Origin of the sequence: Hassallia byssoidea VB512170 (genome assembly GCF_000817785.2) — a bacterium.
In the GTDB taxonomy this organism is placed as follows: domain Bacteria; phylum Cyanobacteriota; class Cyanobacteriia; order Cyanobacteriales; family Nostocaceae; genus Hassallia; species Hassallia carrinoi.
The window spans coordinates 1-21,138 of sequence record NZ_JTCM02000112.1 but is presented as its reverse complement, the minus strand read 5'-3'; the positions used below and the strand labels follow the sequence as shown (position 1 = coordinate 21,138).

At 41.9% G+C, this 21,138-nt stretch carries 18 protein-coding genes; 13 read left to right on the top strand and 5 right to left on the bottom strand.

What is annotated here, in order from left to right; genetic code table 11:
- Positions 1-413: 413 nt before the first annotated feature.
- From PI95_RS29175 to PI95_RS29155, 5 genes are all read left to right on the top strand, one after another.
- Entirely contained in the window at positions 414-977 is a 564-nt protein-coding gene (locus PI95_RS29175; RefSeq protein ID WP_039741373.1) for a 3'-5' exonuclease, read from the top strand.
- A gap of 90 nt (positions 978-1,067) precedes the next feature.
- Positions 1,068-2,450, top strand: a complete 1,383-nt coding sequence (locus PI95_RS29170) for a cytochrome P450 (RefSeq protein ID WP_039741376.1) — start codon at positions 1,068-1,070, stop codon at positions 2,448-2,450.
- Between the two features lie 164 nt (positions 2,451-2,614).
- On the top strand, positions 2,615-3,784 hold the full coding sequence (locus tag PI95_RS29165) for a pyridoxal phosphate-dependent aminotransferase (RefSeq protein ID WP_039741378.1): 1,170 nt from the start codon (positions 2,615-2,617) through the stop codon (positions 3,782-3,784).
- A 9-nt stretch (positions 3,785-3,793) separates the two neighbouring features.
- Positions 3,794-4,432 carry a hypothetical protein gene (locus PI95_RS29160; protein WP_039741380.1) on the top strand — a complete coding sequence of 213 codons (639 nt, stop codon included), beginning with the start codon at positions 3,794-3,796 and terminating at the stop codon, positions 4,430-4,432.
- 104 nt (positions 4,433-4,536) lie between these two features.
- Entirely contained in the window at positions 4,537-4,980 is a 444-nt protein-coding gene (locus PI95_RS29155; protein ID WP_039741382.1) for a secondary thiamine-phosphate synthase enzyme YjbQ, read from the top strand.
- 116 nt (positions 4,981-5,096) lie between these two features.
- On the opposite strand, the gene PI95_RS29150 is transcribed toward PI95_RS29155, so the two are convergent.
- Complete coding sequence (locus tag PI95_RS29150) at positions 5,097-5,771, bottom strand: SDR family oxidoreductase (RefSeq protein ID WP_039741385.1); 675 nt, start codon at positions 5,769-5,771, stop codon at positions 5,097-5,099.
- A gap of 310 nt (positions 5,772-6,081) precedes the next feature.
- On the opposite strand from PI95_RS29150, the gene PI95_RS29145 reads away from it, so the two are divergent.
- The 4 genes from PI95_RS29145 (at position 6,082) to PI95_RS29130 (ending at position 13,072) form a co-directional block, all read left to right on the top strand.
- Positions 6,082-6,438 carry a hypothetical protein gene (locus tag PI95_RS29145; RefSeq protein WP_039741388.1) on the top strand — a complete coding sequence of 119 codons (357 nt, stop codon included), beginning with the start codon at positions 6,082-6,084 and terminating at the stop codon, positions 6,436-6,438.
- A 387-nt stretch (positions 6,439-6,825) separates the two neighbouring features.
- Positions 6,826-8,586, top strand: coding sequence for a WD40 repeat domain-containing protein (locus PI95_RS29140; protein ID WP_039741670.1), 1,761 nt, complete (start codon positions 6,826-6,828; stop codon positions 8,584-8,586).
- A gap of 519 nt (positions 8,587-9,105) precedes the next feature.
- The gene (locus PI95_RS29135) at positions 9,106-9,666 is read left to right on the top strand and encodes a Uma2 family endonuclease (RefSeq protein WP_039741390.1); all 561 of its coding nucleotides are present in this window, start codon (positions 9,106-9,108) and stop codon (positions 9,664-9,666) included.
- A 106-nt stretch (positions 9,667-9,772) separates the two neighbouring features.
- Complete coding sequence (locus PI95_RS29130) at positions 9,773-13,072, top strand: pentapeptide repeat-containing protein (protein WP_052324842.1); 3,300 nt, start codon at positions 9,773-9,775, stop codon at positions 13,070-13,072.
- On the opposite strand, the gene PI95_RS37015 is transcribed toward PI95_RS29130, so the two are convergent.
- Positions 13,069-13,191 carry a hypothetical protein gene (locus tag PI95_RS37015; protein ID WP_268896838.1) on the bottom strand — a complete coding sequence of 41 codons (123 nt, stop codon included), beginning with the start codon at positions 13,189-13,191 and terminating at the stop codon, positions 13,069-13,071. The two genes, PI95_RS29130 and PI95_RS37015, sit on opposite strands and share 4 nt — an antisense overlap.
- A 155-nt stretch (positions 13,192-13,346) precedes the next feature.
- On the opposite strand from PI95_RS37015, the gene PI95_RS29125 reads away from it, so the two are divergent.
- Positions 13,347-13,994, top strand: coding sequence for a DUF4058 family protein (locus PI95_RS29125; protein ID WP_039741392.1), 648 nt, complete (start codon positions 13,347-13,349; stop codon positions 13,992-13,994).
- Positions 13,995-14,217: 223 nt separating this feature from the next.
- On the opposite strand, the gene ftsH is transcribed toward PI95_RS29125, so the two are convergent.
- Positions 14,218-16,152, bottom strand: coding sequence for an ATP-dependent zinc metalloprotease FtsH (gene ftsH / locus PI95_RS29120; protein ID WP_039741395.1), 1,935 nt, complete (start codon positions 16,150-16,152; stop codon positions 14,218-14,220).
- A gap of 271 nt (positions 16,153-16,423) precedes the next feature.
- Here ftsH and PI95_RS29115 point away from each other — a divergent pair, with 271 nt between their 5' ends.
- Together PI95_RS29115 and PI95_RS29110 are read left to right on the top strand one after the other, a co-directional pair.
- Positions 16,424-16,609: a hypothetical protein gene (locus PI95_RS29115; RefSeq protein ID WP_039741398.1), complete on the top strand. Its 186-nt coding sequence runs from the start codon at positions 16,424-16,426 to the stop codon at positions 16,607-16,609.
- 191 nt (positions 16,610-16,800) lie between these two features.
- Positions 16,801-17,931: an AI-2E family transporter gene (locus PI95_RS29110; RefSeq protein WP_039741400.1), complete on the top strand. Its 1,131-nt coding sequence runs from the start codon at positions 16,801-16,803 to the stop codon at positions 17,929-17,931.
- A gap of 124 nt (positions 17,932-18,055) precedes the next feature.
- Here PI95_RS29110 and PI95_RS29105 read toward each other — a convergent pair whose 3' ends face one another.
- Positions 18,056-18,487, bottom strand: a complete 432-nt coding sequence (locus PI95_RS29105) for an FKBP-type peptidyl-prolyl cis-trans isomerase (protein ID WP_039741402.1) — start codon at positions 18,485-18,487, stop codon at positions 18,056-18,058.
- Positions 18,488-18,739: 252 nt separating this feature from the next.
- On the bottom strand, positions 18,740-19,483 hold the full coding sequence (locus tag PI95_RS29100; protein ID WP_039741404.1) for an SDR family NAD(P)-dependent oxidoreductase: 744 nt from the start codon (positions 19,481-19,483) through the stop codon (positions 18,740-18,742).
- Positions 19,484-19,708: 225 nt separating this feature from the next.
- Between PI95_RS29100 and PI95_RS36315 the strand changes: the two genes are divergently transcribed.
- A complete protein-coding gene (locus tag PI95_RS36315) occupies positions 19,709-20,944 on the top strand; it encodes a Mu transposase C-terminal domain-containing protein (RefSeq protein ID WP_236117245.1) in 1,236 nt (411 codons plus the stop codon).
- Positions 20,945-21,138: the final 194 nt, after the last annotated feature.

Below are 21,138 nucleotides of genomic sequence, written 5' to 3'. Positions count from 1 at the left end.
AGACAAAAATGGACAGCCTTGTTTACTAGATCCTCGATCCCCCACGACATTTTCGGATGAAGGCTGTCCATTTTTGTCCAGGTTCAGCCCAAGGGCATCAGCTTTGCCAATAATGTAACGGTAAAGTGGAGCCTCTATTTGAGAATTAATCATAGGATCGCGCATTTTCGTTGCCCAAACAAGATGGTAGCACCAGTCGCCAGAGTGCCATTAAAGTTTTGCGTTTTTGCTAAAGATAGATTGATCGATAGTTTCCTAGTTGTTATAGTATTTTGCCTTTTGTCGTGCTGGGTGCAGAAAGTGTTGTTTGGTTTGCGATCGCAGCGATCGCCCTTGATACCGCGATAAAATTCCGCTGGATTAAACCTTTTAAATCAACTTAAGTTGCAATACTTCTTGATAAAACTCATTATATGAAAACTGATAGATCCTCCTATTTTTTAATAATAGATTTAGAAGCTACTTGCTCTGACGATGGCATTATTCCGCGTCATGAAATGGAAATAATTGAAATCGGTGCGGTGATGCTCAACAGAGCAACATGGGAAATTGATTCAGAATTTCAGCAATTCATTCAACCTGTAATAAATCCGCAATTAACAGCTTTTTGTACAGAACTAACTAGCATTTATCAAAAAGATGTTGAATTAGCGCCAACATTTCCGTCAGCAATGTCTTACTTCCAAGAATGGCTTGAATCATTTCCTAAGTATGTTTTCTGTTCTTGGGGAGAATACGACAAAAAGCAATTTATTCAAGATTGCAAACATCACAATATTCTTTATCCTTTTGGTTCAGAACACAGAAACATCAAAAAGGAATTTTCCAAATATCTCGGTGTATCTAAAGGGTTTGGCATGGCGCAGGCTCTACAACAGCTTGGGCTAGAATTGAAGGGTACACACCATCGCGGGATAGACGATGCCCGCAACATTGCAGCAATATTTCGACATATGAACACTAAAAATCCCAGCTAATCTTGTTTTGAGTTGTTTAAAATAACAATTGCAACATTGATGCATATTAACAACAATATTTAGTAGTAAAAATTACTGGCTAAAAATCGTATGCAATTAATCAACCCTGTCAAAACTCCGGCTTTTCTCCAAAAAATCCAATGGGTAGCCGATCCTGTGGGATATATGGAAACCGCAGTAAAAGAATATCCTGATATTTTCACTGCTAGAATCATAGGTTTTGGCGACACCCTAGTATTCGTGAACCATCCCCAAGCGCTGCAAGAAATTTTAACAAATGACCGCAAAAAGTTTGCAGCTCCTGGTGATGTGAACGAAATTGTGCAACCAATAGTAGGAGACTATTCGATTTTCATGCTGGAAGGCGATCGCCACAAAAAGCGGCGACAATTAGTAATGCCTTCGTTTCACGGTGAACGGATGCGAAAGTACGGGGAATTAATCCGTAATATCACTGAAAAGACCATTAGTAATTTACCACAAAATCAGCTTTTTTTAGCTCGGACTGCAATGCAGGAAATCTCCCTGCAAGTCATTTTAGAGGCGGTTTTTGGCTTGCATGAAGGAGAACGATATCAACAACTTAAACGCGGACTGACAGCAATATCAGATTTGTTTCGTTCGCCATTGACTTCTAGCTTTTTGTATTTCCCTTGGCTGCAAAAGGATTTAGGTGCTTGGAGTCCTTGGGGAAAATTTGTACGCGATCGCGCCGCAATTGATAAAATAATTTACACCGAAATTGCTGAACGTCGCTCTTCACCCGATCCAAATCGCATTGATATCCTCTCGCTACTGATGTCAGCGCGGGATGAAGAGGGGAATCCCATGACCGATCAAGAGTTGCGTGATGAGTTGATGACCATGTTACTTGCGGGATATGAAACCACAGCAAGCGCAATGGCTTGGGCATTATATTGGACTCACTACAAGCCAGAAGTCCGTAACAAAATCCTGCAAGAACTCGATACTTTGGGTGATTCTCCAGATCCGATGAGCATTTTCCGGCTACCTTATCTCACCGCTGTTTGTAATGAAACTTTGCGGATTCATCCTGTAACCATATTTACTTTCCCCAGAGTCGTGCGAGAAAGTGTGGAACTATTGGGACATAAATTAGAGCCTGGTACAAACATTGTTGGCTGCATGTATCTAGTTCATCAACGTGAGGATTTATATCCAGAACCCAAGCAGTTTAAACCAGAGCGCTTTTTAGAACGGCAATTTTCTCCCTATGAATTTATACCCTTTGGTGCTGGTGCCCGTCGCTGTATTGGCGATGCTTTAGCTCAGTTTCAAATGAAACTAGTATTGGCAACAATTTTGTCACGCTATCAACTAGCGCTAACTGATAATCAACCAGAAACACCTCGCCGCCGAGGTATCACCCTTGCACCTGCCCGTGGTGTGAAGATGGTAATTACAGGACAGCGCGTGCGGAAAGAATCGCAATTGACTATGGCAAGGATTTAAGGAAGGGGGACAGTAACCGACACTAATATGAAGTCCAGTAGTGAGGACTTCAGTCCTCATCAAAAAAGCCAAGGACTGAAGTCCTTACTACGAGGGCGTATTTACGAGAGAATAAATATAGTTTAAATAGGCGCGTTCACGGAGTGACTCTGTAAGAGTATCGCATGAAAAATATCTCTCGCATGGAGGCTGTACAGTCTCCGATAATACCTATCGTTGCCGAATTAATTAAAAACAATCCGGGAACCATTTCTTTAGGACAAGGTGTTGTTTCATACAGTCCGCCACCGGAAGCAATCGAGCTTTTGCCCAAGTTCCTCGCTGAACCTACTAATAATTTATACAAAGCTGTTGAGGGAATTCCTCCTTTGTTAGCAGCAATTGAAGCAAAATTACACGCTTTTAACAAGATTGAAATTAACGACGAAAACTGCATAGTTGTTACCGCCGGCAGTAATATGGCGTTTATGAATGCCATTCTCGCTATCACATCAATCGGCGATGAAATTATTTTAAATACGCCTTATTATTTTAATCATGAAATGGCAACGACAATAGCAGGTTGTCATCCGGTGTTGGTAGAAACCGATGAAAATTATCAATTGCGAGTGGATGCGATCGCCCAAGCCATAACATCAAAAACAAAAGCGATCGTCACCATTTCACCTAATAATCCCACAGGTGTAGTTTATTCTGAAGAAGCATTGCGAGAAGTTAATCTTCTTTGCAAAGAACGCAACATCTATCATATTAACGATGAAGCTTATGAATACTTTACCTATGACGGTGTAAAACACACTTCCCCTGGTGCATTTTCGGGAAGTAGCGAATATACCATATCTCTTTATAGCCTTTCCAAAGCTTACGGTTTTGCGAGTTGGCGGATTGGCTATATGGTGATTCCCAAACATTTGCTTGTAGCCGTTAAAAAAGTGCAGGATACGATTGTGATTTGTCCGGCTGTAATTTCTCAGTATGCAGCATTAGGAGCATTGCAGGCAAAAGAAGAGTATTTGAAGAATAATTTGGAAGCGATCGCCTCTGTACGCTATGACGTACTTAACTCACTCAACCGCCTACAAAATCAGTGTACCATTACCCCCGCAGATGGTGCATTTTATTTTTTCCTCAAAGTTCATACTCAAATGGATACCCTTGAATTAGTAGAAAGACTAATTAAAGAACATCAAGTAGCAGTTCTTCCCGGTACAACCTTTGGTATGGATAAAGGATGTTATCTGCGTGTCGGCTACGGTGCCCTGCAAAAAGAAACCGCAAAAGAAGGAATAGAAAGATTAGTCACGGGTTTGCAGACAATCTTAGCGAATAAATAATATAAAAAAATGGTACAGAAAACCGCAATTACTGACATTTTCAAAAGTTTAGCTGAAGTTGAATCTCGCTTTGGGATTAGAAGAACTAAAGATGAGCAATTTTTCCGAGAATGGTATGAGAATTTACCTCAAATAACAGACGAAGAAAAAGCCTCGTTAGATGTTATTAGACGAAGATATCTTTATCATCTAGCTGATGGCAATCTCACAGAAGGAACAGTAACACTACTCATAGGTTCACCTATCTTAGAAAAGGCAGGATTTTATGATTATCCCTACAAAATGCGAGGTGAGGCTTCAATAGAAATAGTCTTTGATGCGGATGAAGAGGAAGAAACTTTAAAAGGACGAATTGATATCTTAGTCTTGCAAAATCAGTTTTGGGTAATCTTGTTAGAGTCGAAAAGAACTACTATCTCTGTAATGTCAGCACTGCCACAAACGCTAGCATATATGATGGCACCGCAGCCAGATAAGCCTATCTTTGGGATGATGACAGGAGACGGAATTATATTTGTCAAACTAACTCAACAGGATACACCGCAGTATGATGTATCGAGAGTTTTTTCTCCTGCTCCCTTGCAAAATGAGCTATATACTGTCCTACAGATTTTAAAGCGTATTGGTCAAATTATCGTACCAGGCTGAGGTTATTTTCTCGTTTCTCGTTCTCATAGTAGTAAGTGCTGAAGCGCTTATTTACAGCACTGAAGTGCTGGCTACGAAAAAGATTTTTTAAATACATTTAAGATATGCCAATTATTAATAAAGTCATTGAAATCGAAACTGAACAGGGAATTAATATCTACAATATTACACCGCACATCAACGATTTTATTGCCTCAACTTCAATTAAGAATGGTCAGGTTTTAGTGTTTTCGCGTCACACTACAACTGCATTGGCTATCAACGAAAATGAAGAAAGACTGTTAGAGGATATCAAAGTCTTTTTGCGGAAATTAGCACCAGAATCAGATAGATATTTGCACAATGATTTACACTTAAGAGTTGTGCCAGAAGATGAACCGATGAATGCTCATTCTCATCTGATGGCAATGATGTTGAGTACTAGTGAGGTAATTCCAATTGTAGATGGTAAATTAGCTTTGGGAACTTGGCAATCTGTCTTATTTCTTGAGTTGGATGGAGCGCGTAAAAGAACTGTGTTTTTCCAAATTTATGGGGAGTCTGCGTAGGGTGCGTTATTAACGCACCCTACTGGCGTGACTAATATCATGTCCATTAAATTAATTTTAATAAAAACACCGCAACCCTCGTAGAGACGTTCCGCCGGAACGTCTCTACAATGTTTTTAATCTAAACTGAATTCTTCAAATTCTATTTGCCCAAAAAGCATATTTTTATCTATTGCTGATAATACTTGATTGTTAGCTTTGTCAGAATTTAAGCAACGACAAACTAACTGTGCGACATCTGCACGATTAATTATACCTGCAATGCGTGGATCTTGAGTTAAGATTCCGTTTCCGGTTGCTGCTTCTGACTTTAATCCACCGGGACGAATAATGGTGTAAGTTAATCCACTGTCAATTAAGTGTTTTTCAGCTTTTTCTTTTTCTATTAAAACTGTTCGCAATGTTTCTAATGCTTGTGGATTCAATGCAACTACGCTATCTCCACTACCTATAGAAGATATTAAAATAAATGAGCGTACTTTCGCTTTCACCGCTGCATCAATCAGATTCTTATTGCCTAAATAATCTGCTCTTTCACTAACTTGAGGCAAACCACCAACAGTACTGATAACTGCGTCGATGGGAACTCCTTGCATAGCACTTTCTACATCTTCGCTATTCAACGCATCTCCCAGAACTACCTCAACACCCATTGCTTCTAATTCATCACGAGTTGCTTCTGTTCTCAAAAGTGCTTTTACTTTTTGCTGTTGTGCAATTAAGCATTTGGCAATTTCTCTACCGACACCCCGACTTGCTCCAGCCAGAAAAATGTAGGATGCAGTTGTCATGGTTATTTTTTGAATAGATGTGATATTCTCAACAATTAATAAATATATCTTTGTTTGGTTATCCTAACTCTCGGTAGCCAAAAATTTATATCTATTTATACAATCATCTATCTTTATAGGGAGAATAATTTCATCCTGAAGATAGAGTTAAAGTTGATACAAAACTATCTATCGAGCAATTATACTTAAGGCGATCGCTCCTACGGAGTCACTTCTCCTGACGGAGACGCTACGCGAACGTGAACGCACGAGGAACTTTTACAGGCATTAGCGCTCCAATTATTATAATTAAATCTTTGAGGACGCACTCATGGCTAAAAAATCGGAGAAAAACTTCCACCAACCTGAAGATATCCGAGTTACAGCTACCACAAAAATCTGGGGGTTGACTGTGGGGATTTTAGCAATTTGTGTTCCACTTTCCGCTGTCACCAGAAGTGGTGCAATTATACCATTAGCGGCGATTGGTGGCGCAGCGGTTGGTACGGTTGCCGTATGGCGATCGGATCAGAGAAAATACCAAAATAAGCTTTTGTCACCGCAGCAGTTAGAATTAGAACAACGGATCGCTGACTTAGAAACAATTGTCAGCGGTGAGGACTTTGATTTGCGGATGAAAATTAAACGATTACACGCAAACGAAAGCGAGCGCCAAGAAGAAAATTAACAAATCCTGACTTTAGTATCTTGACTTATACAACATAATGCGCCGCTGTTGCAGCGACAATCAGAGATTTATACTATCACTCTCTGCGTGGCGCGTGATTCTTAATGAGTATTATTTCGGGTTTGTCTCACTAGAGACAGTCTCATATTTTTCAGATAAGTTAGAATTAATTTCCAACGTCTAATTTATTTATACGCTCTAGCTGATGGTTGACAAAGTATCTTATAGCTCAAATAGATAATTGCTTTCTGTTAGACCATAAGTAATACTTGTGTTACCCTAACTGCTCAAATTACTCAATCAATTTACATTCGTCTTATAAACTTGAGTAATTGCTTTGGTATAGCTTACCGTAGGTATGCATTCTTTGTGCCGCAAAACATGCAAATGGATTGGATTAGCTTACTGAAAGCTCAACAAGCTGACTTTCTTCAACGTGTGAAAAAACCAAAGACTTATGACTTATCTTTGCTAGAGAGTCAAGTCAAAGGTTGTCACAGTGAAATTATGGCATTTTGGGGCGAATCATTGGCAAAATTGCTTAATTTTGCTCGCTTCCAAGCCGAAATTCTCGCCAAAAATCCCCCACCGACACCACCGGAATATCCCGAACCCCCTGATTGGGTAATTCCCTTTCCGAAATATTTTCAGCAGCAAGCGGAAGATTATCTTTTGCGAGAACAAATCGTTCAGCGGGTGATAACTGAACGCTTGGGTAAGCTAGTTAAAAAAGTGCCACAAGACAGCTTGAAAAATATGGCATTAGATGAGGAGGGAAATTTACGCGGGGAAAGTAAATTTGCTTACTCGTTAGCAGATAACCCAAAAGTTAGTATTCAAGTTTACGCTGCTGATGGAGAAAGTTTTAACGGCATAAAAAAAGACAAAATCAGGTGGACTGTTACTCAAGAAGATATACAGAATCATCAAGTATTGATTTTTCTCTGTTTGTTTTATCCGTTCACTGGTCAATTAGGCTACGAAAAGCAAGCGGTAATTACAGGTTTTTTGCCGTCAAATCAAATTCAATTTACTGAGCCAAAAGTTACTGTAATTCCGAGTAACTTGTTATATGGGGGTGGGTTAAGTTGGTATTTAGAATCATTAATTGCCAAAAAAGATGCACCGCTAGGAGTTGATGAAATTGCGTATGCCGAAACGATTCAGACTTTATCAGCAGATCATCCCCTAAAAAACATAGTCGGTGATTGGGAATGCTGGCAGACTTTGACAGGACATTGTAGAGGCATTAATTGCCTTGCTTTCAGTCCGGGAGGGAAAAACGGCAATTTCCCGCCAATTTTGGCAAGCGGCAGTCGGGGAGAGACGAAGCTTTGGGACTTGACAAAAGGTGAGTTAATTGGTACTCTCTCAGAATACCAATGGAGTGTCTCCGGGGTAGTGGATGAAGTCAACTCCTTGACATTCAGTCCGGATGGACAAACATTGGTGAGTGGTGGTGCAGACTCCACAATTAAAATTTGGCATTCCGGTGCAGTAGATTTGATAGATATTCTCCACAAGCACAATGGAATGGTGCGCTGTGTTGCTTTTACTCCAGATGGAAGAATGTTAGCAACTGGGGGAGATGACAGAAAGATTTTGTTTTGGGATTTGATGTATCGACAGGTAGCGATCGCTCTTTCATTAGATGATACCGCTGCTCATTCCCTCGCTTTTAGCCAAGATGGACAAACTTTGGTAACAGGTAGCTACCGTAAAATAAAAGTTTGGGATTTGTCATGTGAAGGTAAAGTAACAAGTTTTAATACCGAACCTTTGCACATCCTGATGGGACATTCTCACATAGTTCGTTCTTTGGCGGTGAGTGGAGATGATAATATTCTCGTGAGTGGAAGTCGAGATAAGACGATTAAGATTTGGGATTTAGAGACAGGGGAATTGCTTCGTACCCTTAAAGGACATCGAGATGGAGTTGATGCGATCGCTCTAAGTCCCGATGGAGAAATTATCGCTAGTGGCAGTTCAGATAAAACTATCAAATTGTGGCATCTACACACCGGAGAACTGCTAGGTACATTTACAGGACATACCGACACAGTAACAGCTTTAGCGTTTACAACTTCCGGGGAAATGTTGGTAAGTGGCAGCTTAGATAAAACAATTAAAATTTGGCAACGCAGTTAACACTCGTAGTGACGCAATTCATTGCGTCTCTCCGGGAAGAACACAGGAAGAAAACTTAGAACTCGATTAATCAGTCTTTGAGGTGGATGAATCAGTCTTTGAGGTGGATGAATCAGTCTTTGAGGTGGATGAATCACTCTTTGAGGTGGATTAATGAGTATAAAAGACTCATCAACGAGTATCAAAGACTCATCAACGAGTATCAAAGACTCATCAACGAGTATAAAAGACTCTCCGACGAGTATAAAAGACTCTCCGACGAGTATAAAAGACTCTCCGACGAGTATAAAAGACTCTCCGACGAGTATAAAAGACTCATCAACGAGTATCAGAACTCCGTTAATCTCAAATTTGTCTTAAACTCACATTTTACATCTCGTCCCCCACAAGCTACAAAATCCTTAAATTTATATAGTCAGCCTTCTCGGACGAGCGTTTGTGTAATCGCGAATTATATTCACCAAAGCTAATCTAGTTAAAAAGATTGTCTATGTAAAACTTTCGCAGTAAAACTGACTTATGACAATAGCCAGTAAACCTCAGCTGACATTAGACGAGTTCCTGCAACTGCCAGAAACAAAACCAGCATCAGAATTTCTCAATGGAGAAATTATTCAAAAGCCAATGCCTCAAGGTGAACATAGCTTAATTCAGATTACCCTTTGCGAAGTAATTAATAAAGTAGCTAAAAGCCCAAAAATTGCTCACGCATTCCCAGAATTACGCTGCACATTCGGAGGTAATTCCATCGTCCCTGACGTGTCTGTGTTTCGTTGGGCAAGAATTCCCTTAACTTCATCAGGGAGAATTGCAAACCGCTTTGAAATTCAGCCCGATTGGGCAATTGAAATTCTTTCTCCAGACCAAAGACAAACAAAAGTGTTGAGTAACTTGTTGCATTGCTGCCGCAACGGTACTGAGCTAGGCTGGTTAATATATCCAGAAGATGAAAGTGTCCTAGCTGTGTTTCCCGGTCAGCAAGTGGAAATCTATACAGGTGCTTCTCAGTTGCCAATACTTAATGGTATCGAATTAGAACTGACAGTTGAAGAGATTTTTAGCTGGTTGACTCTGAGTTAGGACTTACGCATTACTCGTAGTAAGCGCTTTAGCGGTTAAAATAAGCACTAAAGTGCTTACTACGATTTATGTTAATAATTTTATCAAAGAGATAGAGAAATAGTCTATGGCGATGATATTCTCAAACTGGTGGAAAAATATCCAGGGATTGAACTGGGCACAAGGGGCGGAGGTCACAAAAACTGGCGCAGAAGCCGCTAAAGCCGTCTTTGACCTAGCCAAAGCCATCAACGAGCAAAAACCGAAGGCAGAAGACCTCAAACCCTACATCGCTCAAATATCGTCGCTATTAGATGTCATCAACGCACCACTCGGACAAATTGCTGGTTCAGTAATTCCCTTTGCACCCATCGCAATAACTACATTAAAGCTGATTGTTGACGCGACCAAAAAAGAGCCAAGTCCAGAAAGCTGTGTAATATTGGTTAGTCAGGTTGCTTATCTAGAAAGCTTGAAAGCAATTCTTAAAGAAGATTCGCAATTACAACAGCAAATTAATCAAGAAAAACCAGTTTCGGAAACTTTAGCTAGACAAATTAAGAAACTGGGTGAGCAAGAATTTGAGGAACGAGAAGCGAAAAAAGCTATTCTCTACTTCCACGAATCGAAATTAGCAGAAGCATTTAATCAAGTTTTGCAGCAACGTTTACAAGAAGCAGGTTTAATCGAAGCAGACGCGAAAACTGTCACCGAAAGAGTTGCGCGAAAAACCGATGAATATATGCTTTCGGCATTAGTAGAAGTTGGTGATAAAGTCAAGCAACTCGTAGAATGGTATCGCGTCGGTGGGAAAGACAAACTAGAGAAATATTTCAGCATTGATGATTATTTAGAACAGGAAATTAAACCCAAGCCAGAAGAAAAGATTTTTGATGAAACTTATATCACCTTTCGAGATTTGTATGTACCGCTGCAAGTTAAAGAACTGGATGAGAAAGGTGATGTAACTTCTCAAATCGAAGAGTTTGTTAAGTCAATACTTTCTGAAGCTGAGAAAAATAAAGCCAAACAAGTTTTGTTTATTCAAGGTGAAGCTGGACGCGGTAAAAGTGTCTTTTGTCGAATGTTTGCTGACTGGGTGCGGCAAAACTTGCATCCTAGCTTTACACCGATTTTGATTCGCTTGCGGGATGTGCGAGTACTCAAAGATAACTTAACTGAAACTCTAGAGAACTATTTAGAAAACGTTGATTTTGTTCAAAGTGATTCTGGCTGGTTGACGGATAAAAATACCCGCTTTTTATTTTTACTCGATGGCTTCGACGAACTATTATTAGAAGGACGAGCTAACGGCTTAAAGGAATTTTTGGAACAGGTAGAGAAGTTTCAAAAAGATAGCTTTTGCCATCATCAATTTTTGGTTACAGGTCGTCCTTTAGCGCTGCAAGGAATTGACCGCTTGCTCTCACAAACCAAAAGCTTGAAGCGCGTCGAACTTCAGCCAATGGATGACTCGATTCGGCAAACTTGGCTAAATAAATGGGAGGCTAAAGTTGGGACGCAAGAAGCAAAGAACTTTGAGCAGTTTTTGCAAGCTTGTCCTGATGAAATCAAAGATAACTTAGCACGAGAACCTTTACTGCTTTATTTACTCGCACGAATGCACCGAGAGCAACGTTTGAATGAGAAAATGTTTGAGGGTGCAGAAGGTATCAAAGCAAAAATCCGCATTTATGACGAATCGGTGAAATGGGTATTAGAAGAACAGCGTAAAAATGAAAACTTGCGCTTGACTCAACTGGAAAAACAAGATTTGCGCCAATTTATGACAGAAGCTGCTTTGTGTGTGGTGCAGTCGGGAAATGAATCTGCAAAAGTAGCGATGTTAGAAACACGGCTCAAAGTTAGTAACAACGAGGCAGCAAAGTTAATTCAGCAAGCTAGAGAGAATTCTCACGAAAATAAGAAGCTACTCAATAATTTGTTAACCGCATTTTACATCAAAGCAGCTTCAGGCGATAAAGATGGTTCCGTGGAGTTTGTCCACAAGAGTTTTAGCGAGTTTTTATTCGCAGAACGGTTAATAGAAAGCTTTGTAGATTGGACAACGAAAATAAACAAGCGTCACCGTGAAGAAAATTCAGTTTCCATAGAGGTGATGGATAGGGAAATTTACGATTTATTCGGCTATGGGAATTTAACACCGGAAATTGGGGAATATTTAATGGGGTTGTTTGCCGAAAGTTCCGAATTTGAAGATGTACAACGCTTTTGTCAACTATTTGAACGATTAGAGCATTTCTACTTGCGTTGGTGCGATGGGGAATTTATTGATGCGGAAAATGCAAATTTGCCCCAAGATAAGAAAAAGAAATTAAAAGAGCAATTACCAGACAGAGAAAATCACTTGGGTTTGCGACAAGTGGATGTGTGTACGGGGTTGAATGTGATGATTTTGCTTTTAGAGTTAAATCGCTATGCTCAAACAAAAGATGATCTGAAAGATAAAATCACCTTTTACCCTTGCGGTAAACCTCATTCCGATCAGTTTGACTCAGCACGCTTACTCGCTATTATCGGCTATAGTCACTGCTTGGGTGTCGATGCCTTTAACATAAACTTGAGATTATTTCTCAGGGGTGCCGACCTCAGCGATGCCTACCTCAGGGGTGCCGACCTCAGTCGTGCCAACCTCAGGGGTGTCGACCTCTTCGATGCCAACCTCAGCGGTGCCGACCTCAGCGATGCCGACCTCAGCGATGCCAACCTCACCGTTGCCGACCTCAGCGGTGCCGACCTCAGCAGTGCCGACCTCAGCGGTGCCGACCTCAGGAGTGCCGACCTCAGGAGTGCCGACCTCAGCGGTGCCGACCTCAGCGATGCCGACCTCAGCGATGCCGACCTCCAAGCAGTTGTATGGGACAATGACACAAAATGGCTCAATGCTAAAAGGCTGCATGAAGCAGTAAATGTATCTCCTGAGTTAGCGCAAGACCCAGCTTTTGCAGCTGCGGTTTCCTTAAGTCAGGGCATCAGTGCAGCTAAGGTTTCCTTAAATCAGGGTATCAGTTTGGTAAAAGAGGGCAAGGTTAAAGAAGCACAGAACGCTTTCAGACAAGCCCTCAGCTTTGACCCTAGTTTAAATAACTCTGCCGGATATTGGCATAGCATCTGCTGGTTTGGCAGCGTACACGGTCATGCGAAAGGTGTTCTCCACATTTGTGAAAAAGCTGTCACCCTAGACCCTGATAATAAAGGCTATCAAGATAGTCGCGGGCTGGCTAGAGTACTGACAAACGACTTGGTAGGGGCATTAGAAGACTTTCGGGCTGTTGTAGACAGTGGCGCACTTGATTACTCAAAAAATGTGAAGCAGCGCCGGCTACGCTGGATAGAAGCACTTGAGTTAGGAAATAATCCCCTTACACCAGAGGAATTAGAGGAACTGCGACAGGCTGAGGGCTAGTAGTCTGTCAAACTCATTTTGACGGTTAGAGAGACGCGATAAATCGCCGTCTCTACAAAGGGCTGATTATTGTAAAGACGGGGATTTATCGCGTCTTTGCGATCTATAATTTTCATCAAAAAACATTATCCGAACTGTATTTGATTCACCTCCGCGTTTACCTTTGCGTCCCTCTGCGTTTAAAAACGATATGAATTATTTGTGATTTTCCATCCACAGGGAAATGCAATCCAGCAGTTAAAATCAAGATAGCTTCCATTGTGTGAGGTCGATTATGCGATCGCCGTTTCCGGGAATGAACCCCTACCTAGAGCAACCTATTTTCTGGTCAGAGTTTCACAGCCGTTTAATCGTAGCGATCGCCGATGCTCTTGCCCCAAAGTTGCTACCTAAATACTATATTGGCGTAGAGACGCGCACTTATCTAGAAGAAGTGAAAGAGCGATATTTGGAAGTGAGGGAAACTAAAACAGATGCTGTAATTACAGTCATTGAAATTTTATCACCTAAGAATAAACGCAAAGGCAAAGGGCGCTCAATTTACGAACAGAAGCGTCATTCGATTTTAGGAAGTATGTCTCATTTAGTTGAAATAGACTTGCTTCGAGCAGATGAACCAATGGCAATGAAAGGGGTTGATTCAATTACTGACTATCGAATTGTAGTCAGTCAGCATGAGCGCCGTCCCATAGCAGATTTATATGCTTTTACAATGCGTGAGGCAATTCCTGAGTTTTTACTACCCCTCAAAGAACCTCAACAAGTAACAACTGTAAATTTACAATCTATCGTTAGTGGTATTTATGAGCGAGGCGGTTACGCTATCCGCATTGACTACCAACAAGCAGTTCCTACCCCAACACTATCACAAGGCGATCGGCGATGGGTTGAGGAACTACTTGCTTTGCGGTGTCAAAATTGAGCCTCACACCCTGAAGGGTGCGGCTATACGAACAAAGTCCGCCTACGCGGACTTAATATCTAAAAGCCTGCCTCCGCAGGCTTTGTTCGTATAGCCCCAGGCTTCTAGCCTGCGGGCATTTACCGATTATCGCCGCAAATCTATTGACAATGAAAAAAGCGATCGCCCAACAAACAAGCGATCGCTTTTATTTATGACAGCACTTCAGTGCTGACTACGAATTTTAATTCAATACATGTTGCATCAAAGGCTTATCTTCCGACACCTTCCCAGATCGCAACCATTCATTCAGTTCGCTCGGTGCTTTTGCTCTGGCAAGTCTTTCCCGCAGTTCTACACCTTCGAGGACTTCGCGTTGCAGCAATTCTTCTGCGGTTTCTTCTAACAAGTCGCGGTTATCTTGTAAAATGGTTAAAGCAATGTGGTGAGCATTATCCACAATCTGCTTCATCTCGCGGTCAATTTCCTCAGCCACTTTCGGACTAATCGAGCGACGCGGATTGCTGTAACCTTCGATAAACTGCTGTTGCGTCTTCTCAAATGCCACCGGACCAAGTTTATCACTCATGCCGTAGACAGTAACGTAACGTTCTGCCATATCTGTGGCTTTCTGGATGTCGTCACCCGCACCTGTGGAGACTTTACCAAAAACGATTTCTTCTGCGGAACGTCCACCCAACAAAGTCGCAATCCGTCCGCGAATTTCATCTTCAACCATCAAGAAGCGGTCTTCTTCGGGCATTTGAATTGTATAACCCAAAGCACCGATACCACGCGGCACAACCGAGATTTTTTCAACTTTACCAGCTCCGGGCATCAATGCACCGATGATGGCGTGACCGACTTCGTGATAAGCTACAGTCTTCTTCTCAGTTTCATTGAGTACGCGCGATCGCTTTTCTAAACCGGCAATCAACCGCTCGATCGCTTCGTTGAAATCTGCCATAATCACAGCTTCCCGATTTTGACGAGCTGCTAATAATGCGGCTTCATTTACCAAGTTAGCTAAATCTGCCCCAGCAAAGCCAGGTGTGCGGATGGCAATAGTAGCTAAGTTAACATCCTCAGCTAATTTGACGTTTCTCGCATGAACATTGAGAATCGCTTCCCGACCAATTTTATCAGGACGGTCTACCACAACTTGACGGTCAAAGCGTCCCGGACGACGTAAAGCTGGATCTAATACTTCCGGACGGTTGGTAGCAGCGATGATAATTACACCTGTGTTGGCATCAAAGCCGTCCATTTCTGTGAGTAACTGGTTTAGGGTTTGTTCGCGTTCATCGTTACCACCGACGAACCCACCAGCACCACCGCGAGATTTACCGAGTGCGTCTAACTCGTCGATAAAAACTATACAAGGTGCTTGTTTTTTCGCTTGTTCAAACAAATCGCGCACCCGTGCAGCACCGACACCTACGAATAATTCGATAAACTCGGAACCGGAGATACTGAAGAAAGGAACACCAGCTTCTCCAGCGATCGCTTTAGCTAACAATGTCTTACCCGTTCCTGGAGGTCCCACCAGCAACGCACCTTTAGGTATTTTCGCACCTAAGCGGGTATATTTGTCAGCATTTTTCAGAAAATCAACAATCTCTTCTAGTTCGACTTTGGCTTCATCGACACCAGCCACATCTGTAAATTTGACACCAGTGCTGCCATCAGAAGAAATTCGCGCTTTGCTTTTACCTACAGTCAGTGCAGCCGCACCACCTCCCTGACGATTGAGGAAAAAGCCCCAAATTGCAATAAAAATTAACGGTGGAACCACCCAACTAATTAAAGTGCCAATCCAGCCATTTTGATCTGGTTGTGGTGCAGCAAATTGTACATTATGTTCGCGGAGAATCTTCGGTAAATCCAGATCGTAAGCTACTGGTGTAGTTTGGAAGACTTGGGAAGCTGGCTTACCATCTGGGGTTTGCGTCGGAATTGAATATTCAATGCGCGAGCTTCCAACAATTGCCTTATCTACTTTACCAGCTTCCACAGCCGTAATAAAATCACTATAAGCAACTTGTGGCGATCGCGCACCGAAGCTAGGAACAATAAAGTTAAGCAATAACAGAATAGTCAGCAGCAGAAGGAAACTGCCGCCAAACTGCCTTATTCTCGGCGGTTTGATGGGGCTTTTGTTATTTTTTTCTACAGGCATTTTTTGATGTACCCTCTGAATTGGGAATGGGGAGTGGGGAGTGGGGAGTGGGGAGTGGGGAGGAGCGGAGTTAGAAGTCAAAAGTCAAAAGTCAGGAGTTATTACTCCCCCTTGTCTCCCTTGTCTCCTTGTCTCCTTGTCTCCTTGTCTCCCTCATCCCCCATCTTTTTAAATGTAAAGGTTTGTAACTATAGGTTTATTGTAGAGACTGGGACATGCAGCCTTATTTAGTGTCAACCCTACAGAAAAAGGTGTATAGCCGTACAAGATTATGGAAAATCAAACTGGATTTATCGTGAAAGTGTTTGTAGTGTCGGCTTTGCTGTCGCTGCTGATTAGATATATGGGTCCTAGTTTGGGGATTGGGGGGACGACAACCAACGTATTAATTATGGTTTTGTCACCAAGTTTGATTATGGCGATCGCATTATTGTCGCGACTCCCCAGTAAGGGATAGGGGGAGGGGGAAAAAAGTATGAAGTATGAAGGCTGAAGTATGAAGTGTTTTTCTTTTTTCAGCCTTTATCCTTTATCCTTCATCCTTTAGATAACTCTCCACTCTCCAGATATAGACGGAAGTCGCGAAAATCAGCTAACCTAGCTGCATTGAATCGAAAACGCATCTTGCCAACAGTTCGGAGACAGCCTGTGAATTTAGGTCAATGGATCGGCTTAATCGCCCTCGTTATCTCTTTATACATTTTGTGGCAGATAAAGGAAGTACTTTTACTGATGTTTGCCGCGATTGTATTAGCCACCACCTTAAATCGGCTGGCGAAACGCTTGCAGCGCATGGGGATGGCACGGGGACTTGCCGTAATTCTGTCGGTGGGGATTTTTCTTGCGGTCGTCGTGGGTTTTTTCTGGCTGATTGTACCGCCTTTTACACAGCAGTTCCAAGAACTAACATATCGGGTTCCCCAAGGGTTTCAACGCTTCAATACTTGGCTCGATCAAGCAGAAACTCGCATTCCAACTCAACTGACACCATATATACCTGATGTAAATAGTTTAATTCAACAAGCGCAACCTTTAATAAATCGTGCTTTGGGAAGTTCTTTTACGTTTGTTTCTGGCACTTTAGAAGTAGTTTTGAAAATTTTGCTGGTGTTAGTTTTAACAGGAATGTTTTTAGCCGATCCCGCAGCTTACCGCAAAGTATTTATACGGTTGTTTCCCTCATTTTATCGGCGACGGGTAGATGGAATTTTAGATAAATGTGAAGCCTCATTAGAGGGATGGGTAGTAGGCGCTTTGATTGCAATGAGTGTAGTGGGATTGTTAAGTGTAACTGGCTTATCAATTTTAGGTGTGAAAGCAGCGCTTGCTTTAGGAGTGTTGGCGGGATTTTTGAACTTGATTCCAAATCTGGGTCCAACGATGAGTGTAATTCCGGCAATGGCGATCGCGCTTTTAGATGCACCTTGGAAATCCCTCGCTGTGTTGGTTCTTTACTTTTTTATTCAGCAAACAGAAAGCAATTTCATCACCCCTATCGTCATGGCACGTCAGGTGTCATTGCTTCCCGCAGTCACCTTAATTTCTCAACTTTTCTTTGTCACATTCTTTGGCTTTTTAGGATTATTCTTAGCGTTACCCTTAACCGTTGTCGCTAAAATTTGGGTGCAAGAAGTCTTAATTAAAGATGTTTTAGATCAATGGGGAAATAAATCTAACAGAGAGACAGAATTAGTCCTTGTTTCTGACCAGCGTTCTCTAGATGCTAACCAAACAATTGAAACACATCCGTCAGAAAATCCCCATCAGGAAGATAAATGAAGTGTTAATAATTTGTAGGAGCGTAGTTAGTGTGAGCGTAGATAACTATTGACTGTTGACCGTCAATCAACAACGCTCCAACTAACTACGCTCCTAGTAACTACTAACTACTAACTACTAACATTTAAACAGTGATATCTACAAGTTCGATATCGAAGATTAAATCTTCTCCAGCTAATGGATGATTTGCATCTAAAGTAATTGTAGAGTCAGAGATATTAGTGATTGTCACCGGAATAATTTGTCCAGAGGGTTGCTGAATTTGTAACTGCTGACCTACTTCTGGTTCCATTTCCGGGGGCATTTGGTCGCGTTCAACTTCTACTACCATTTCTGGACGATGTGAACCGTAAGCTTCCTCTACGGGGATTTTTGTAGTTTTTGATTCGCCTGTATTCATCCCCAAAACTGCCTGTTCAAATCCAGGAATGATTTCTCCTGCACCTATGGTGAACTGCAAAGGGTCACGCTCAGTAGAAGAATCAAATACTGTGCCATCTGTCAATTTGCCTGTGTAGTGAACCATTACAGTATCACCATTTTTTGCTTGTGCCATTAGTTTTCTCCTGAGATTTTTTAGTAAGGAAAGCGTTGACGTATAAAGATACCATCTTAAAGACCGAATATCCGGTAAGCGGTGGTTTATTCAACATTTAACGCTGACTTTCCTCATTAAAGGGTATAAGCGACTTGCAATGAAAAAAGTCCGCCAATTGGCAGACAATGTTTGCATGTCTATCCTGCGTGATGATTAAGAAACTATATGCCGTGCAGTAGTTGACTAATCGCTTGTGAGTGTATTAAAAAACTAAAATTTCTCTACAGCAGGTCGCAAATCAAGTTCTAAAGTCCAAGCGGTTGCATCTTGGTTGTAGAGTTGCCAGTAATTTTGCGCGTAGACGCGGAGCGGCTTGTCGTCAGACATCGCTTCTGGTGAAAGTAGTGTATGTGCTTTCCTTTCTGATGCCATTCCCCGCACTCTTTCGGTGTTAATCATCCCATCAATGACGATATGAGCCACATGAATTCCTTGGAGACCAAATTCGCGTGCCAAAGACTGTGCCAGCGCTCTCAAGCCGAATTTACCCACCGCTAAAGCCGAAAAACTCGCAGAACCTTTAAGTGCAGCAGTCGCACCCGTTAACAAAATGGTGCCTCTACCTTGTTCAACCATTGCGGGTAAAACTTGCTGTGCGGCAACAAAAGCGCCAAAACAATTCACTTTCCAGCTATTCTCAAATTGCTCTGGTGTAAGTTCTAGAATACCAGCCATTTGAAAGGCTCCAGCATTATAAACTAGAACTTCGGGCGCATCAAGTTGCGATTTTACCTGTGCAAAGGCATCTTTGATAGATGCAGCGTCTGTCACATCAGCCGGAAAAATTAACGCTGTCCCATTAGCAGCTTGAATTTCGCTTTGAATTTGGGTAAGTTGGTCAGCGTTTCTAGCAATCAATCCGACAGCAAAATTTTCACTCTTCAATTTGTGAGCGATCGCACTTCCCAATCCTGGACCGACACCGACAACTACTGCAACTTTGAAACGGCTCATGTTAGGCTCCTAAAACGCTACATCCTTAAATTACCATTACAAAAAGGGCGAGGATAAATAGTTCACTGCTTTATATCTCAATTTCACTAAGATTTTTCTTTTGAAGATATAGAGTAATAAGCTTGAACAATCGAGATAACCAAAAGCAAAACGATAAATCTCCGCATAGAACATTACAAAAAATTTCCGTGTGTCCACATTTTAAAAACAGGATTTATAACTTCAATGGCTCTCAGTCCTGATGGAACAATATTTGCTTGTGGAGAAACTGACTATACTTGTAAAGACCAATCGATAAAGGTATTTGATTTAAATACAGGGCAACGTATTTGCACCTTCAAGATATTCGGACATGCTGTCTTTGCTGACTTCATCGCTATCAGTCCGAATGGGAAACACCTTGTTTGGAATACTAGTGGACAAATTACGGTGGGGACGCATAAAGTGCGCGATCTGCCGAGCAACCGTAAACATTACCGAGCGGGAAAAAAGTATCCTTCATATACCAAAATCTCTCTTCCCGGAGCCAGACCTGAAAAAATGGGGCAGCCTTGTATTAAAGATCCGCGATACCCAACCAATAACTTAGAAGAAGGCTGCCCCATTTTTTTGCGGCAATTTCGACCCGCTCTCGATTCGGGGAGACGCTGCGCGAACGGTTTTGTTTCAAGATCCGCGACGTGTAGCGTAAACCATCAAAAAGGTTGCTCGTTTTTCTCTCTTTTTTTCCACGGGACTATCAACACAGATTTTTTGTCAGGATTTTACGGTTATCTAGGTTCAAATATTCAAGAACGCCCAGAACAAGCGGAGGAAGAAGCGTGTATTACTCTGCGGGAATTAAATCTGCTGATAGTGCGTTACATCATTGATAACTACAATCAGCGAATAGATGCTCGCAGTGGAGATCAAACACGGTTTCAACGCTGGGAAGCGGGATTACCTGCGCTACCAAGTTTGATTAATGACCGAGAATTAGATATCTGCCTGATGAAAAAGACACGTCGCAGCATCTATAAAGGCGGATATGTAAGCTTTGAAAATATTATGTATCGGGGAGATTACCTGCCAGCTTATGCAGGAGAAAGTGTGTTGCTGCGATATGACCCCAGAGATATATCAACTGTTTTTGTATACCGTCAAGATTCAGGAAAAGAAGTGCTACTGTCTCAACAAAATGCGATTGACTTAGAAACCGAGCAAATCTCCTTGGAGGAAGCAAAAGCTGCAAGTCGAAAAATTCGTAGTGCAGGCAAGCAATTAAGTAATAAATCTATCCTTGCAGAAGTGCAAGACAGAGATACTTTTATTAAGCAAAAGAAAAAGACCCATAAGGAACGCAAGAAGGAAGAACAAGCTCAGGTGCATTCTGTAAAACCGTTTCAAACTAAAGAGCCAGTAGAAACTGTCGAAGAAACCCCCTACGCTAAAACGCCGACATTACTTCTGGGCCAAGTTTAATAGATCCAAGGGCACAAGAGCGACCATCAAAGGATGAAGGCGTGGTCGCCAAACCGTAAGAAATAGGGCAGGCTTCGCACCCTTGGAATGAACGTGGACACTCATTGGACAGCCTTCTACACAGACTGTCTATGATGCTGCACGAACAACTAAGAACAAGGCTGTCAATGAGTGTCTATTGTTTGTGAGTCCCC